Origin of the sequence: Algoriphagus sp. AGSA1 (assembly GCF_021390545.1) — a bacterium.
GTDB lineage: Bacteria > Bacteroidota > Bacteroidia > Cytophagales > Cyclobacteriaceae > Algoriphagus.
The window spans coordinates 76,641-93,188 of the sequence record NZ_JAJUWR010000027.1 but is presented as its reverse complement, the minus strand read 5'-3'; the positions used below and the strand labels follow the sequence as shown (position 1 = coordinate 93,188).

Here is a 16,548-nt window from a genome sequence, read left to right as displayed (position 1 = left end):
CCTTGATTTTCTCAATTACCTGTACACTGATCTTGCCACTTTTATTAGGTTTCTTGCGGACAAACATGTCTAAAAGTAATCAAAAACACCCCCAGGACACCCAAAACGACAAGTCTAAAATACTAAAGCACTGTTTGTCAGTTAATTATAATGAAATGGGACTGACGACTGTCGAAGTCAGGAAAAAAAGGATACCATTTCTAGTATCCTTCGCAGTAGCGGGAACAGGACTCGAACCTGTGTCCGCCGCGGCGGATATGAGCACGTCGAGCTGAAGCCCGAACACAAAAAAAGGATACCATTTCTAGTATCCTTCGCAGTAGCGGGAACAGGACTCGAACCTGTGACCTTCGGGTTATGAGCTTCATTAAGTATGGTTTCATATGAACCAAAAAGGCCTTAAATGGCATTTAAAGCATGTTTTTGAAAATCATGAAACCACATAAAACCAAGAAAAACCACCAAATGTTGTACCTATGTTGTACCCATTTTTGACAGGAATTCCGTAACTTAAGGCAACAAAATCGCCCTCATTATGGCCTCAATCAAGATTGTCCTTCGGACAAATAAAAAGAAAAAAGACGGCACTTGCCCCTTAGCTATTCGGATTATCAAACATCGAAAGACCCGATATGTTTTTACAGGCAAATATATTCCCGAAAGAGACTGGGACGATCAGCATGGCAGGGTCAAAAAATCCTACGAGAATTCGGCAAGACTGAACGCCTTTCTCCGAAAAAAACTCTATGAAGCTGAAGCGGTCAACGACAAAGCAGAACTTGAAGAGGAAAATCTATCCTCAGTACAGATCAAAAAGAAGATCAAGCGGGAAACCAACAAAGTTTCCTTTTTTGAGCTGGCCTGTGAGCGGATCAAAAACAAATATGCGGAAGGCACTTATTCCGTTGCCAATGCGGAATTATCAATTCTGCACAATATTCAAGAGTTTCTGAATTTCAACACGGCTCTTCCAAAACAGAAAGCGATTGAAGAAATCAAGGAAAGGCGAAGAGTAAGAGTATCGAAATCCCGAAAAGGAACATTGAAGACTGAAGAAGACCTTAATGCCTTACAAAATATCCGTCTTGAATTTGACGATATCAATATGGCTTTCATTAATCGTTTTAAAAGTTTCTGCGCAGCATACCTTGAACAGAAGACCCGCACCGTCACCAATCAACTGATTTTCATTCGCACTATGTACAATCAAGCGATCAAGGAAAACTTGGTCGGCACAAAAAATTATCCATTCGGGGGCGAAAAAGAAAGGATCAGGATCGGATCAGGAAACAAGATCGGTTTAACACGGGAGGAAATCCGAAAAATTGAAGAAATGGATTTGGCAGACGGAACCGCCATCTGGCATACCCGTAACGTATGGCTCTTCGCTTTTTATTTCGCAGGGGTTAGGATATCGGATGTATTGGAAATGCGCTGGTCTGATTTTTTGGATGGCAGGCTATACTACCAGATGAACAAGAACGAAAAGCCCGTCAGCCTAAAAATCCCTGAACAGGCACAAAAAATCTTGTCCAGCTACGTAAATGATAAGAAGTCAAATTCGGATTTTGTGTTTCCGTTTCTAAAGAAAGCCAATCCTGACGACAAACAAGACTTGTTTGTAAAACTACGCAATGCCACCTCACTGCTAAATAAATACCTCAAGCGAATTGCGGAAGCATGTGGGATTGAAAAGAACCTGTCTAATCATATTGCCCGACACTCATTTGGCAACATTGCAGGAGACAAAATCCACCCGCTTATGCTTCAAAAGCTGTATCGTCACACCGATCTGAAAACAACGATCAATTACCAAGCGAACTTCATTCATAAAGAAGCAGATGATGCGCTGGATGCGGTGATCGGGTTATAACTTATACAACAGACATCCTGAAAGCGTTCTAAAAATTTAACTAGCCTCAGGATCAGTTTTTAAATTTAGGAGTGTTTTAAATACAATCTTTGAAATAATATCAAAGGGCCTTAGAGTAAATCATTGCAGAGCAACTACAAGGATTTCCACAATCAACACAGAGATACCCTTTTTCCTTACTGTCAATTGTCCAGAAATTTTTTATTTCTTTAAAAAAAATAAATCTGTTCAGTTTCATTAGCCCCTCAATGTTTACCCCTACTTCACTTCTCCAACCAATACAAATGACCGAATGAATATTCCTCTGTTTTAAAATTTCTTGCACATTGCTTAAAAGGGAAGAACCTACTCCTTTTCCCTTTTGAGAGTCTAATACCGCAATCGTTTTAATCACGCCAATGCTGTCCGAAAATTTTAAAGAACGAGGAAGGCTTTCAACCCCAAAGTCTTCTATAAATTCAGTAGGACTAGTTATATAGGAATAGCAAAAACCAATTATACCATTTGCTTCAGTTTCGGCAATTCTAAATATAAATCTATCAGAAGATATTTTAGTTAAAATATCTTCATCTAAGTATTCTTTCCCAAGTTCTTGATCTGAAATCTCCAGAACTTTAGATAGGTCATTTTGCTTTATATCCCTGATCTTCATATTGCCTGCTATTGGAACAAAAGAGTATCTGCCAGAAGAAATTTTCTGGTTTATAGAATCATAACCAGACCACAAGCCATCCATCTTGCGCTGGTGATTAATGTAAAGAAAAAAGTTTCCAATTCCTTTATCATGAGGATCTTCTGCGAAATAAACCCCATGAATATGGCCCCCAAGTGTGATTTCTCCTTCTAATATCCACTTCCTATTTTCCTTTTCAGAAAACGTTTCGCCTGAAATCTTCTTTCCCTTTTGAAAAAAAGTAGCCGGCGCAGTTACTGACACCTTCTCTCCATTAAGTTCATCTTCAAACTTACTTAGATATTTGCCTGCAACTGGATATTTCTTTTCAGCTCTTATGTCTGAAATTTTTTTCTTTAATATCAATACTAACCCTACCACACCAGCACTGAGTAATCCAACTAGAATATTTTCCCAAGCAACTTTTAATAATTCTATCATAGAGATTTCATTGAACTGAAAATATAACTCAAGATTTTCCCTAAAAAAATAAATAATTTGATTTGTTCATTAGCAAACCATCGTCAACCCCTAGACGGAATTTCCAAATTTTTGAAAGAACGAAAACTATAATCCACTCGTTTACAGTCACTTTTTATCCTGAACTAAGCGGTTTTTAAGACTTACCTGTTCAAATATAAACCATCCTTTACGCCTGAACAGAGCGGGGTTGTCACATGAAACAGGCTATCGCGTATTATCGGGTTTCTACGACCAGACAAGGCCGTAGCGGTTTGGGCCTTGAAGCTCAACAAAATGCAGTGGAAAGCTATTGCAAGCTCAACGAGTATGAACTTTTGCAAGAAGTCATTGAGATTAAATCTACCCGAAAACAGCGTGAAGGATTGTTTCAGGCTCTTGAGCTTTGCCGATTACACAAAGCAACATTGATCGTCGCCCGACTTGACCGATTAGGAAGGGATGTCGAACAAATCGCAGGAATTGTAAAGTCAAAAGTGGAAATCATTGTAGCGGATAATCCGCATGCAAATCGTTTCACCATTCACATTCTGGCAGCCGTGGCGGAAGAGCAAAGACAACGAATTAGCGAAACCACCAAAGACGCATTGGAAGCCGCCAAAAAAAGAGGGGTGATTTTGGGAAAGAACAGTCAAGTCCTTTCAGTTGCCAATAGAAAAGCGGCCGAAGAATTTGCCCAAAAGCTTTCCCCTCTGCTAAACCGTCTGCGGTCAAGGGGTATTACATCCGTCCGAGCGGTTGCCAAAGAGCTGAATAAAAAACATGTGCCGACATTCCGTGGTGAAGGTAGATGGCACCCCAGTACAGTGTATGCATTGATGAACCGATTAAAAGAAACCCATAATTCAATTTCTAACCTTTAAAAACTATTTCTTATGATGACACAGACCGAAAATGAGCTCTTATTTGATGACGCCATGGAACTGGAAAACACTCTTGGCGAAAACAGTAAAACCCTTACTGCTTTAACTGGCGATTGTGATTGCACAAGTTACACAGCATTGTATGAGGATGAAGACGCGGACTGAAACCGAACTTTTGTTCGATGATGAGCAAGCTTTGGAAACTACAATCGGAAGAGATTGTGAAAGCATTGCAAGATTAACCGCAAACTGTGATTGTACTGGCTATTCCGAAACGCATGACAATGAAAACGCTGATACCTCGCAAGGCCTCTGATTTGCTTTTGCGGCAAATAAATGAGGAGCATGCTTATGTGGTCAACTGTTCATACCCGAATTCTCTTCGGGTATTGAACAGACCCCAGTTTGATATTCTTCAAGCGATCAATAATCATGATGACCTTGATGTGCTTTCAGAAAGATTGGGTATTCAAACCGATATACTTGAAAAATTTCTGTTACTCTTAAGCAAAACGGAAATCATCAGGTTTAAAGATGGTTTGAACATGCCACAAAGACCCACAAGTCCTAAATCACTTAATTTCTGGATACATACCACCGATGCTTGCAATCTGGGATGTAGTTATTGCTATATCTCTACGCTGAACACAAGCAAAGGTATGAAGGAGGAGGTAAGAAAACAGCTTCTTCATAAATTGACTGAAGTTGTTAAGTCAAAAGGAATACGCCATATCAAACTTAGGCTAGCTGGAGGTGAACCCTTGGGACAGTTTAAAGTATGGAAATCCTTTATCCCTGAGATGAAAGCTGTTTTAGCTGATGCAGGATGCAAACTGGATATAGGTTTTCTAACTAACCTGACCATTCTGAATGATGATATCTTGGGCTTTGCAAAAGAGTATAATGTCGGCTTTGGCGTATCATTAGATGGTGTAGAAGCCGCCCATGATGCCACTCGTAAATTCCGATCAGGCAAAGGTTCCTTTAATGTAGTCGATGCCAATTTGCGAAAGCTGAAAAATGCAGGAGTTTCTGTTTCTGTGACAACGGTCGTCAGCAATCAAAATTTAGAAGGATTACCTGAGCTGACGCAATATCTAGTCGATCTGAACATACCCTTCCGCTATTCAGTCGTAAAGGGAGAGGCCATAGATGCAGAATTGCTTGAGCAATATCTGTCTGAGTCCTACCGTATCATGGAAGGGGCTATAGTCGCAGGATGGCCATTTGCCAAGCGGTTTCAATTTTGTGACCTCAAGCCCAACGAATTGGGGTTTCAAACCTGTGCTTCTGGGTTTTCAGGCGGGGCGATTTATGTGGACGGATCATTCAAGTATTGTCATGTACAATTCGGACAGGACACCCCTTCCGATCATTCCATATTTAATCAGGAATTGGACTTGGTGGACATGATTGAAAGTGGTGAGCACATTGAGAATGATCGATCAGACGATTGCAAAAAATGCCGATACCGCTCTATCTGCACCAGTGGATGTCCGATTTATCGGGTTAATGGTAAAGACCCACAATGCAGCCTCTATCATCGTTTTATACCCATGTACTTTGATCTTCAGGCAAAAGAGCGATTGAATTTGCTGCGGAAATATGAGATTGTATAGCCAATATTTTCATTAACTCCTGGATATAGGACGGTGAGAAATTGGCTCTCACAATTTCACTTTTGGCCTTGCTTGCTACTTTTTATCAATTGCATGTACAGCGTGTACACAATGAGAAATCGCTCATGCCTTTGGCTCAAGTCGATCTCGTTGATAGAGATAAATTGGCCGTCCGAATTCAAAATAACGGTGTGGGGCCTTTAATTGTCCAGTCGATCCATTATCTCAAGGATGGAGTAAATCATCCCCATTTAGCCGACTGTTTAACGCTAAGCGCCCGATCCTTTCAACATGTGACGCTTTCGCCACCAGAGCAGAAAATCATCCTTGCAGGGGCATACTTGGAAGTATTTTCGAAACGTATCAAAGAAAATGATACCGAAGAGCAAATAAATGACCTTCGAAACCAGCTTGCTCCAATCACCGTGCAGGTGAAGGGCAAAGACATTTACAACAATGCAGTTGTCGTAGAAAGAAGCCTTGGCTGGTTTTTAAGACATGATGTTGTTTAATATCAAGCACCTAGTAAAAATAAACGTCAAGTTTTTTGATCCAAAAACTTGACAAACAGACCCAATCGCTTATAATATTTGTCCAGTTTATTTTAGAAAAAACTGGACATTATATTATCTTTGTGATAGATTTATCAGCATGAAAGTCACCGATTTAGTCGAAACCAAAATTGACCGACTGCCCAAAGGGCATGTCTTTACCTTCTCCGATGTCAGTTCGGGACAGGAAGGGAAAGAAGCTGTCATAAAAGCCCTAAACCGCATGGTGCGTGTCGGAAAGCTTGAAAAACTGGCAAAAGGCAAATTCTATAAGCCCGAAGCAACTGTTTTCGGTAAGCTACAGCCTGATCTTAGACAAGTCGTAAAAGACCTCCTAGAAAGAGAGGGTAAGGTAATTGGCTATCTTACAGGCTTGAGTATTTACAGCCAGCTTGGCCTGACCACACAAATCAGCAACGTCATACAAATTGGGAAAAATGATATACGTCCTAAAGTAAAGCGGGGACGTTATACTATTTCCTTTATCCAACAAAAAAACCCGATCACACAGGACAACATACCTTTGCTTCAAATTTTGGATGCAATCCGCTATATCAAAGAAATCCCCGACACCTCGGTAACAAGTGCATTTAAGCGCATCCGTTCAATTATCGACAGCCTTTCATTTACTGACAAGCAAAAGGCGATGAAGCTGGCCTTAAAATATCCGCCCTCCACACGGGCAATCTTAGGAGCTGTTTTGGATACCACTCAAAACCGAATTGATACGGGTTCTTTGCGCAAAACACTTAATCCAATCACTTCCTACACCTTAGGAATTTCCGAAGAATGGCCAGTTGCCGAAAAATGGAATATCATATGAGATTGCACGAAAACAAAGAGCTCTTCCGACAGGCCGTCCAGTTTACTTCTCAACAAATGGGCATTCCTGAAATCTATGTGGAGAAGGATTATTGGGTAACCTTCATTCTGCATGCGGTATTTTCAAGCCCTATTGGCACTGAAACAGTATTTAAAGGTGGAACATCCCTCCTAAAATGCCATGGCCATATAAACAGATTTTCTGAGGACGTGGATCTTATCGCCTTAAGGAAAGAAGGCGAAACAGACAATAAGCTGAAAAGCAAACTCAAAAAGATCAGTAAAGTCATTTCGGATCTTTTGCCTGAAGTTGAGGTGGCAGACGTCACCCGAAAAATGGGCATGACACGCAAGACTGCCCATTCCTATGCAAAAGAGTTTGATGGGAATTACGGACAAGTGCGTGATGTCATAATTGTTGAGGCGACTTGGTTGGGGTATTTTGAACCCTACACCATTTTACCGATAAGCTCTTTCATCTATGACATGATGATCAAAAATGGGCAATCGACCCTTGCACAAGAATATGGTCTTCACCCGTTTGAGGCGAAAGTATTGGTCACCAACAGAACATTTTGTGAAAAGATCATGAGCCTTGTTCGGTTCTCTTACTCGTCCAATCCTGTCAATGATTTGAAAAAGAAAATCCGCCATACATATGACTTGCATCAACTGCTCCAGGATTCGGAAATCGAAGAATTTTTTGAATCCCCACGCTTTGATGAAATGTTATTGAGAGTGGCCAAGGACGATGTGAAAAGCTTTAGAAACAACAATGCATGGTTGGCGCACCATCCTTCTCAAGCCTTGATGTTTTCAGATCTGGAAAAACTATGGAGCGAGATGAAATCGACATACAATGGCGGATTCAAGCTGCTCGTATTTGGAGAAAATATCGCCACCGATGAGCAGATTTTATCATCCCTTGTAAAAATCAAAAGTAGACTAGACCGAATAAATTGGGATATCACGATCCCTCCTTCATCCCAAGAAGAATAGCCTTTGCTAGGTCGGGGTGATCCATGTCTGCCGTCAACAAATCAATATTAGGAGATGCGTATTGACCACCGTAATTATTTCACTCATGGCTTTGCTCGCCACTTTTTATCAACTGCACTTGCAACGCGCGCACAATGAGAAGTCGCTCAAACCATTGGTTCAAGTTGATCTCATAGACAAAGATAGATTGGCTATCCATATTCAAAACAATGGTGTTGGCCCCATGATTGTCGAGACCATTCACTATCTAAAAGGTGACGGAAATTACTCTAATCTAAGAGACTGCTTATCCCTGAATGCACGTTCCTTTCAGCATTTGACGTTTTCGCCACCAGAGCAGAAAATCATTTTGGCTGGATCATATTTGGAAGTATTTTCTAAACGGATCAAGGAAGATGATAACAGAGAGGAAATAAACGGCATACGCAAACAGCTTGCGGAAATCAGCCTACAGGTTCATGGCAGGGACATTTATAATAATAAGGTCGCAGTTGAAAGAAAACTGGATTGGTTTGAAAGACACATGCTTCACCCTCAATCCTGAACATGCTATTTCTTTCGATTATACGGGGATTGGTTTGTGGGTTTAAGAGAAACCCCTTCATCTTTTGCTTTTGAGTATACAGAATCCTCTGTTCTTCCCAATTTCAATCCGATCACTCTGGTCGGGGTGTTCTGTTTTGCCAGTTCTTTTAATTTGGAAACATCATCATTTGACCATGCTTTTCCATGATTTTTGGGAGGATTTGCCATAGCGAATATTCTTTAGGGTCTAAGTTTCATTGTTCAAAATATTGAAAAAACTTGACTTTAGGAAAGTCCCACTTGATCTCGCCGAAGACATTCAGCTTAAGCAAAAAAAAAACCGCCTTTTTTCGTCAGTACTGAAATCATAAAGAGGCCATTGATTTAACGTCAATAGCCTCTTCTTTGCGATATCGATTAAGATTTATACAATGCCTCCTTCAGCAATAACTCATCCGTGGTAATACATTCCTGACGTCGAGCGGCACGGGCATACACCGATAGTGGATATTTTGCATTGAAATAACGATCCCGCTCAATGGCGAAACCAAGACGGGAGCGGGCAGCTAAAAGCTCAGGCAAAAGCACGTTTCCCAATTCAGGAAATCCCATACCGAGATCACACAATCCAAAAGCGATGTCGTGATCATCAGGGTCAATTTCACTTAACAGCCATGTACAATTCGTATCTGGAAAAAACAGCTTGACCACGGGCGCATGATCCTTGTCACGGTTTTCAGGCATTCCATTTTGAACCAATCGCTGGAATTGTTTTTGGGTAAAAAGTTTCATCTGTCATTCCTTTCATGTGTGTTGATGACAAGGGCATATCCACCGCAAGGGGAAATGACTCACCAACTGGAATTTTGGTCAAGGCACTTGAATGGGCGGGGAAGCAAAGCGGCGAAAATTCTATTTGGTGAAGGAATGGCTTGCGGTATGCCGCCCCGACATTCAACAACACCAATTGAAAGGAATGACATATATGATATCTTTTCCAATCCATTAAACAGGCTGGTGAAAAAGAAAATACCTACCAACAAAGCTAGAAATCCCGCCTCTTATCACGCTGTCTATGATAGCTGGTTTTTAGCTGGCTTTTCATCTCGTTGATTAATTGCTGACGCTTAATCTGACTTGCGGTAAGGGTATTGCGGTTTTCGGCAAAAGCATGTGTTTTTTCTGCAAAAGGGTTAGCTGATTTTTCCTTGTCAGCCATAGTTTCATTAACCACAAAACTTTCAGCTCTTTGTTTTATCGAGGCATGATTATCAGAGGCATTGGCACTAAAGGATCTTGAAGTATCTTTTTTCTTTTCACCCGCAAAAATATCATCTCGATTGCGTGCAAACTCCTTGGCCGTTTCAGGATTAGCTTTCCACCTATGGGCTGTTTCGGCTTGTTGCTCGGGTTCGTTTTCTGCCAATCGTTTTTGATTGCCCAATTGGCGCATCAACTCGATGGCATCCTTTTCATCCATCAGCTTTTCCCCGTCCAGACGTTCCCGGACTTGCTTTGTCCGTACGCCCTTCAGCTGACGGACAAGGTCAAAGCTTCTGCCCTTATCATCAACCACCATGAAAGGACGTTTACCTGACCCTGCCGCCACACAAAAGCCTGCATTTTTCACTTCCTTCAAAAAGTCCGCCCCTGTTTCGGTTTTATCCCAAAGCCCCGTCATGACCTCCTTAATGTCATCACGGCTCTTGTTCCGTGTCGGTGTCGGCTCTTGGTTCAGATATTTCTCAATTTCCTGCCGAGCCTGGTCATGCGCTTTATAATTATGCGAGATGGTTTTCATCTTGCCCGTCTCCGCGTCATAACGCTCCCATACGACATGAGCATGGAGACGTCCTTTCTTTTCATGAAGAACGATTGCCCGTCTTTGGCCTTCAAAGCCCAAAGCATGTTCAAGGATGTCGGCTGCCTTATGCCAGTCCTCATCTGTCATCTGGCGATCTTCTTCATATGCGGGATTGATCTGAGCGTGATACAGGCCTTGTTTGGACTTGGTGAGTTGCTCTTTGAGCGACATGCCCTCCAATGTCACAATCAGGCTGTCTTGATCCGCATCAGCCCGCCCATCCACTTCCAAAATACGAATTTGGTCATTCTCCCCCTGTCGGGTGAGATAATGCGCCAACTGTGCGCCATTGCCGCGCATGTTGCCCTTAATGACCACTATTCGTTAGTTTGGAATGGAGGTAACGCACCAATCCATCCAGATCAGTCATAAGTGGAGTAAGTCCTGCGGGAGTGCCGCCTATAGGCGGAGTGCCTGATTTATGTTCAGTATTCAGGACACGGGCAATCTGGTTTAGGTTGCTGCCAATCTTGTGCAGATCGGCCAACAACATCAGCAGCACCTCACGATCAGGATTGGGAACAGAACGTTTCGGTTTGACATGTAGCACGACCTTGCGGATAAAATCGCTCACAGTGAAGCCTGCTTCCTTGGCAATTGTGTCAAGGTGCTGCTTCTCGGCTGTCGTAAGTCGCAAGCGCAACATGATGGTGCGCTTGTCACTGGACGATTTTACAGGACGTGCCATGCTAATGGTTTTTGGTGCGTTTTCTTGAGGGGGTTAAGTGGGGGAATCTTCCCACCTTACAAGGCGGCTAAAGCGCATAAACCTTTAGGGTTTTTGTCGCTACAAGCCATGTCTTGCAATCCCTCTATTACCCAATCTACTAGATGAATTTTGATGTTCAAAATGCAAAAAACTGAATATGAGGTACTTGTATTGATATGTATCAATATGGTTTCATTTTTATAGAAAATTTTTCAATTATTTTTTTATATTCCTTTCTTTTTCAGTTTATCCACCAGTCCATGAAATTTAATAGGGAGAAAAGCACCCCCGACGACATTCCTCATATACTTGGTGAACCATTGTATATATGGGAGGATCTTTTGTCGTTCAAACCTGACCCAGAAAAGCAAAACCGTTTCTTGGTGTTTATGGTCGGCGTGCTCTTGACCCCTATTTCGTTGATCGGTGCGTTGCTGGGTTTTGTCAAAGCCTTTGAACGCCTTGAAGTCTATCTTGGACGCGTGCCCCGTTTTTACCCAATGCGTCCTGTTGTTCGGGCCATGATGGTTGCCGGTGCGATCTTGTTATGGGTAGCTCTTATTCTGCTCATTTTCGCGGTCGTCAACATGCAAGGCTATGACGTTTCGGATTTCGCCTTGATCTTGGGCTATTTAGTGATCAATTTCATTTTTTCGCTGATTGTGTTTTTCATCTTCGGAAAATGGGAAAATGACCTGCTTCAAATGGAAGCCGCACGCAATAAATTCGGGAGCGCACGCTTTGCAGAAGCTATTGACCTTTTGCCTTACACCACTAAGAAAGGGCTGTATATCGGTGGGAGCATTTATACATTTTCAGATAAAGGGCATGTGTTCACCTCCGCTGGCACGCGCGGTGGTAAAGGCACAAACCTGATTATTCCTAATCTGCTGGGTGCAGGCGGATATGAGGGCTCGTGGGTTGTGATTGACCCTAAAGGTGAAAACGCCGCCATTACCGCACGATATCAGAAAGAAAACGGACAGGATGTTGTCCTGCTCAACCCATGGAATTTACTCAGTGAGCACTTGGATGAAGAAAGCCGATCTTTCAACCCGCTTGATATTCTGGACATTGAAAGTATTGATTTGGTGGATGACATTCAGATTATCTCTGAAATGATAGTGCCAATATCCCTCAATTCTGGTGACCGATATTTTTCGGACAATGCCCGAACCATTGTGTCAGCCCTTATTCTACATATCGTCGTCAACTTGGAACCCAGCAAACGGCATTTAGGAACGCTGTACCGTCTAGCCCGTGCGCAGGGGGATGACTGGCTAGGCATTCTGGCCGATATGCGCATGTCCGAAAATCCGCTTCACAAAGATCTATTGGACACCACGGCACAAGAAGTTTTGAAGCTGATGCAGTCTGGTGAAAATTCCTTTGGAAGTATATTGGCAACGGTACTGCAAAACACAGATTTCTTGAAATCGCCTTCTCTACAAAAAGCCTTGCAATCCGATTATATCCCGTCTGATTTATCACAGGGCAAATCGACCATCTATGTGATCATCCCTGCGGACAAATTACAAAGTCATGGAAGATGGTTGCGTTTAGTGGTCACATCCACCATGCGTGCAGTGATTCGCAAGCCTGCCAAACGAGTATGTTTCCTGCTTGATGAATTTGCGGCTCTTGGCTATCTACCCGAGATTGAGACGGCATTAAGTACCTATGCAGGATTTAATGTGACGGTGTGGCCGATCCTGCAATCTCTCATACAGCTTAAGAAACACTACGGCGATAATTGGGAAACCTTTATCGCCAATGCTGCCGTCAGACAATACTTCAATGTGAATGACAATTTCTCAGCTGATTACATCAGCAAGGCAATTGGCAACACCACCAACATAACTAAAACGGGAAACTGGTTTACAGGAACTAAGATTGAGGCGAATTCCAGAGCATTGGCCACATCTGATGAGGTCAGGCGGCATTCACAACGAAATATATTTGCTTTTATCAGTGATGCCCCACCAACTGTGTTTGGAAAGCAGCCATACTATGAAGTGGAAGAATTAATGGAAAAAGCGGATGAGAATCCTTATTTATAATCATAACTAATCAAACAATGGATGAAGCAAGTTTGAATATCAGAAATAAAATAATAGAATTAACAGGCATTAAAGCCTTACATCCAAAAGAAGATTTCAGACACAATATAAAATCTAATCATAATAGCGAAGGAGTCATGACATCTTGTGTTATTTGGATTTTTTCAAAGTTTTTCACCCTTTACAAAATACGAATTTCATTTAGCCAAAAGACGATAGAAAATTTAATTATTGTAAGCTCAGGGATACAAAAAGGTGTTGCTAAACCATGCTTGGAATACCAAGTCAAAAAAGCGTATGAGTTTAAATTTAAATATATTGAATTACTTGCAGATCGATGTGATCATCCTTCATATTATGAAGATGATATTAGAGTGGAAAGTTTAATTGGCTATAAAATATGGGGGAAATATGGATTTATTATGACAGAAATACTAGCTCAAAAAAAATTTGAAAATCTCATGAGAACCCAAAATTTGAGTTTTAGGATGATTGGAGAGATTTACGAAGATACAATTGATGGAGAAAACGCAAGGAACAAATGGAACGACAAAGGCTTTCCTTGGTTTGGAATTTTTTCTTTAGACAAAGATTCTAGTAGCTTCAATACTCTGTTCAGAAGTAATACACCAAGATATACTACAAGCACCTCAGGTAATTTTAAGATCAAATACTGATTTCATCAACCTTAACTTCTCCACTTCCCTTTCTTCATCATTTAAATTCTGATATTTGCTAATAAACTCTCTTTGATGTGAGTCAACCCTATCTTCGAATAAGTGATTTAACTCAAACCTCCTTAAAGCCTCCCAATTAGAAGCATCTATCATTTGCTCAGTGGGTTCAAAAATAGTGTTTTCATTATCCTTAAAAACCCATGGAGTCTTTTTAATATAGTCAAAAATATCCAATTCTTCCTCCTCTTCACCTTTAGAAATTGTGGTGTTTATAATTAACGTACCACCTTTTCCATGAAACTTTTTTCTAGTTGTCCGCCGATCCTCTTTCATCATTTCGTTTGAAGTGGATTCATCTGGAAAAAGTTTAATGGAGAAACTTCTGTCTATCTTGTCTTCAATCTCAGAGGTTTCCGATTTCTTTCTAAAGAACTCCTTCTTTTTTGGCAAGGAGTTTTGGGAAGGATGTTGTTTATTTCCCATAAAATATGTGCTTTTTTTATTTTTATGAAATGTATCAAACTTTTTCTTAAACACAAATTTATTAACAAATAGTTCATTTACAACTTATTACATCTCAAACAACCGCTTCGGGGAGATGTCTGATACAAAAACCTCAGACAGGTGACTTCTTGCGGTCTTTTTAATCGTACGCCCACAGGCTCAACGCCTGAGGCACAAGCTTTACGGTTTTTTACTTTTCACGACAGCTTTGCGACACAATTTGCTCTTTTGCGATTGATAGTACCGACATCTTGACGCAATTCTAAGGTATTGCGTCAAATTCGTGACTTGATTCTAAAAACTACAAACCTTTAGGATTAGATGGTAGTTGTCCGCAATATTGTGTAGAATTAACCAATTTCTCCTCAAACCATTCCTGGAAGCTTGACTTTTTTAAGCAAAGGAAACATATCCTAGAGATACCATGTTAGGGAAAAATCAAGGTTTAACCCCTAAGCCTTAATTAATCTACAGCCTCATCCCAATGATGGTGCTCGTATTAACATAATTTGGTTACTTTGCTGTCATGTTCTACCGCAGAAAATTAATATTGGGTCTTTTAGAGATATTTGAGGGGCATTTACCGAAAATCAGCCTCCAAAAATTGCTATTGCTGATAACCCAAAAACAAGGTGAACCCACTTACGATTTTGTCCCTTATAAATTCGGCTGTTATTCCTTTTCGGCAAACGCCGACTTGAGCACCATGGTCAAGAAGGGCATATTGTCCGAAACAAAGGAACAGTTCTCAAAAGTCGACGACCAAAACTATTTTTCTCAGCTCAAGGCAACCGATCAGAAGATTATCGGAGAAGTAAAAAGCCAATATGGCCATATGTCCGCAAATGGCTTAATGCGCCACACCTACATCAATTTCCCCTACTGGGCAATTAAAAGTACCAAAGCCAGAGAAATCCTGAATGATACGTATATGGCTCGTGTCGAAAATCAAAAGCCTGTAAGAAACGATATAACGCTCTTTACGATCGGATATGAGGGGATTTCTTTGGAAGAATATCTAAATCGTCTCATCAGAAACGATGTAAAAGTCTTGGTAGATGTCCGCAACAACCCTAAAAGCATGAAGTTTGGGTTTTCCCAATCAACGCTTCGCCGTTACTGCGAATCTCTTGGCATTGGCTATGTCCACTTTCCTGAAGTCGGGATTGTCTCCGAAAAAAGACAAACTCTCGAAAGTCAGGCCGATTATGATCGATTGTTCGAGGGGTATAAAAGCACTACCTTAAAAAGTACTGGTACTACCCAACAGAAAATTCTCAATCTGCTTAAGCTCAAACAGAGAATCGCGCTTACTTGCTTTGAGGCAGAGATTTGCCAGTGTCACCGTAAACACCTTGCAGAAAGCATTACTTCCTTGCCTGAATGGGAATATAGCCTTCAACATATTTAACCTTCATGGCCAGAAAGAAAGTCCTAATTACCGTCACGACGTATCCTTTGCCGTCCAGAAGCTATGATGAGCTGGTTTGTACGGCTGGATTTTTGGAAGACGGAAGCTGGATCAGGATTTATCCTGTTCCACTAGAATTTTTAAAGGGACTGAAAAAAGACGGAAAGCTTCAATCTTTCAAATACACTTGGATTGAATTGGATCTTAAAAAACGATCCGATGATTTTCGACCAGAAAGCCATTCCCCTGAAAGCTATAGCTTTAAGGATATGGAAGTCCATGAAAAAATCGGAACGGAAAAAGAATGGGGGTTCAGGAAAAGGTTTTGCCTCAACAATGTTTACACCAGTATGGATGCGCTCATTGAAGAATCAAAAGAGCCAACAAACAAATCATTAGCGACATTCAAGCCGACCCGAATCTTGGGACTGGATGTTGAAAAGGAAGATAGGGAATGGAAAAAAGAGTGGCTCGACCAGTTTAAACAGCTTCAATTCTCATTTGACCCGAAAGAAAAGGAGGAAGAAAGAAAGCCAATTGCAAAGTTGCCCTACAAATTTCTTTATCGCTTTGTGGATTCCGACGGCAAAACCAGACGATTGATGATCGAGGATTGGGAAATCGGTGCTCTTTTTTGGAATTGTATGAAAAGAACTAATGGTGATGAAAGTGCAGCCCTTGAGCAGGTCAAGGCAAAATATGTAGATGAATTCTTAAGCTCAAAAGACATCCATTTTTTCCTGGGCACAACCAAGGAATGGCACATGAGAAGAGGAAAAAATCCGTTTGTCATTATTGGAGTGTTTTATCCACCAAAACCTAAAGAAACCCCTCAGCTTGGGTTGTTTGGCTGATTCTTATTTTAGAGCAGTTTTGTAAGGCCTCAACATTCCATTTTTGAGCAAAACCGCTGGTGCT

19 protein-coding genes are annotated in these 16,548 nt (G+C 41.2%); 13 read left to right on the top strand and 6 right to left on the bottom strand.

Going from position 1 to position 16,548, the window contains the following annotated elements:
* Both LZF95_RS19670 and LZF95_RS19665 read left to right on the top strand, forming a co-directional pair.
* A partial coding sequence (locus LZF95_RS19670; protein WP_233756761.1) for a hypothetical protein occupies positions 1 to 275 on the top strand: 275 nt, incomplete at its 5' end.
* A gap of 260 nt (positions 276 to 535) precedes the next feature.
* The gene (locus tag LZF95_RS19665) at positions 536 to 1,873 is read left to right on the top strand and encodes a tyrosine-type recombinase/integrase (RefSeq protein WP_233756759.1); all 1,338 of its coding nucleotides are present in this window, start codon (positions 536 to 538) and stop codon (positions 1,871 to 1,873) included.
* A gap of 100 nt (positions 1,874 to 1,973) precedes the next feature.
* Here LZF95_RS19665 and LZF95_RS19660 read toward each other — a convergent pair whose 3' ends face one another.
* The gene (locus tag LZF95_RS19660; RefSeq protein ID WP_233756757.1) at positions 1,974 to 2,987 is read right to left on the bottom strand and encodes a GNAT family N-acetyltransferase; all 1,014 of its coding nucleotides are present in this window, start codon (positions 2,985 to 2,987) and stop codon (positions 1,974 to 1,976) included.
* Positions 2,988 to 3,223: 236 nt separating this feature from the next.
* On the opposite strand from LZF95_RS19660, the gene LZF95_RS19655 reads away from it, so the two are divergent.
* From LZF95_RS19655 to LZF95_RS19625, 7 genes are all read left to right on the top strand, one after another.
* Positions 3,224 to 3,889: a recombinase family protein gene (locus tag LZF95_RS19655; protein WP_233756755.1), complete on the top strand. Its 666-nt coding sequence runs from the start codon at positions 3,224 to 3,226 to the stop codon at positions 3,887 to 3,889.
* Between the two features lie 12 nt (positions 3,890 to 3,901).
* Positions 3,902 to 4,054: a hypothetical protein gene (locus LZF95_RS19650; RefSeq protein ID WP_233756754.1), complete on the top strand. Its 153-nt coding sequence runs from the start codon at positions 3,902 to 3,904 to the stop codon at positions 4,052 to 4,054.
* 119 nt (positions 4,055 to 4,173) lie between these two features.
* Positions 4,174 to 5,508: a radical SAM protein gene (locus tag LZF95_RS19645; protein ID WP_233756746.1), complete on the top strand. Its 1,335-nt coding sequence runs from the start codon at positions 4,174 to 4,176 to the stop codon at positions 5,506 to 5,508.
* A 41-nt stretch (positions 5,509 to 5,549) separates the two neighbouring features.
* Positions 5,550 to 6,020, top strand: coding sequence for a hypothetical protein (locus LZF95_RS19640; RefSeq protein ID WP_233756745.1), 471 nt, complete (start codon positions 5,550 to 5,552; stop codon positions 6,018 to 6,020).
* Positions 6,021 to 6,159: 139 nt separating this feature from the next.
* Positions 6,160 to 6,882, top strand: a complete 723-nt coding sequence (locus LZF95_RS19635; RefSeq protein WP_233756744.1) for a DUF6088 family protein — start codon at positions 6,160 to 6,162, stop codon at positions 6,880 to 6,882.
* Complete coding sequence (locus LZF95_RS19630; protein WP_233756743.1) at positions 6,879 to 7,880, top strand: nucleotidyl transferase AbiEii/AbiGii toxin family protein; 1,002 nt, start codon at positions 6,879 to 6,881, stop codon at positions 7,878 to 7,880. The genes LZF95_RS19635 and LZF95_RS19630 overlap by 4 nt, the downstream gene beginning before the upstream one ends.
* 85 nt (positions 7,881 to 7,965) lie before the next feature.
* Positions 7,966 to 8,424, top strand: coding sequence for a hypothetical protein (locus LZF95_RS19625; RefSeq protein WP_233756742.1), 459 nt, complete (start codon positions 7,966 to 7,968; stop codon positions 8,422 to 8,424).
* Between the two features lie 5 nt (positions 8,425 to 8,429).
* Here the strand turns inward: LZF95_RS19625 and LZF95_RS19620 are convergent, their stop codons facing one another.
* The 4 genes from LZF95_RS19620 to mobC all read right to left on the bottom strand — a co-directional run bounded on the left by LZF95_RS19620 (position 8,430) and on the right by mobC (position 10,915).
* On the bottom strand, positions 8,430 to 8,633 hold the full coding sequence (locus LZF95_RS19620) for a hypothetical protein (protein WP_233756741.1): 204 nt from the start codon (positions 8,631 to 8,633) through the stop codon (positions 8,430 to 8,432).
* Between the two features lie 189 nt (positions 8,634 to 8,822).
* Positions 8,823 to 9,197, bottom strand: a complete 375-nt coding sequence (locus LZF95_RS19615) for a DUF2958 domain-containing protein (RefSeq protein ID WP_233756740.1) — start codon at positions 9,195 to 9,197, stop codon at positions 8,823 to 8,825.
* A 253-nt stretch (positions 9,198 to 9,450) separates the two neighbouring features.
* Positions 9,451 to 10,587, bottom strand: a complete 1,137-nt coding sequence (locus LZF95_RS19610; RefSeq protein WP_233756739.1) for a relaxase/mobilization nuclease domain-containing protein — start codon at positions 10,585 to 10,587, stop codon at positions 9,451 to 9,453.
* Positions 10,577 to 10,915, bottom strand: coding sequence for a plasmid mobilization relaxosome protein MobC (gene mobC / locus LZF95_RS19605; RefSeq protein ID WP_233756737.1), 339 nt, complete (start codon positions 10,913 to 10,915; stop codon positions 10,577 to 10,579). Before mobC ends, LZF95_RS19610 begins: the two co-directional genes overlap by 11 nt.
* Positions 10,916 to 11,238: 323 nt before the next feature.
* Between mobC and LZF95_RS19600 the strand changes: the two genes are divergently transcribed.
* Positions 11,239 to 13,038, top strand: a complete 1,800-nt coding sequence (locus LZF95_RS19600; RefSeq protein WP_233756736.1) for a type IV secretory system conjugative DNA transfer family protein — start codon at positions 11,239 to 11,241, stop codon at positions 13,036 to 13,038.
* A gap of 17 nt (positions 13,039 to 13,055) precedes the next feature.
* The gene (locus LZF95_RS19595) at positions 13,056 to 13,715 is read left to right on the top strand and encodes a hypothetical protein (protein ID WP_233756735.1); all 660 of its coding nucleotides are present in this window, start codon (positions 13,056 to 13,058) and stop codon (positions 13,713 to 13,715) included.
* On the opposite strand, the gene LZF95_RS19590 is transcribed toward LZF95_RS19595, so the two are convergent.
* Entirely contained in the window at positions 13,689 to 14,198 is a 510-nt protein-coding gene (locus LZF95_RS19590; RefSeq protein WP_233756734.1) for a hypothetical protein, read from the bottom strand. The genes LZF95_RS19595 and LZF95_RS19590 overlap by 27 nt on opposite strands.
* Before the next feature lie 547 nt (positions 14,199 to 14,745).
* On the opposite strand from LZF95_RS19590, the gene LZF95_RS19585 reads away from it, so the two are divergent.
* Complete coding sequence (locus LZF95_RS19585; RefSeq protein ID WP_233756733.1) at positions 14,746 to 15,630, top strand: DUF488 family protein; 885 nt, start codon at positions 14,746 to 14,748, stop codon at positions 15,628 to 15,630.
* A gap of 5 nt (positions 15,631 to 15,635) precedes the next feature.
* On the top strand, positions 15,636 to 16,484 hold the full coding sequence (locus LZF95_RS19580) for a hypothetical protein (RefSeq protein WP_233756732.1): 849 nt from the start codon (positions 15,636 to 15,638) through the stop codon (positions 16,482 to 16,484).
* Positions 16,485 to 16,548: the final 64 nt, after the last annotated feature.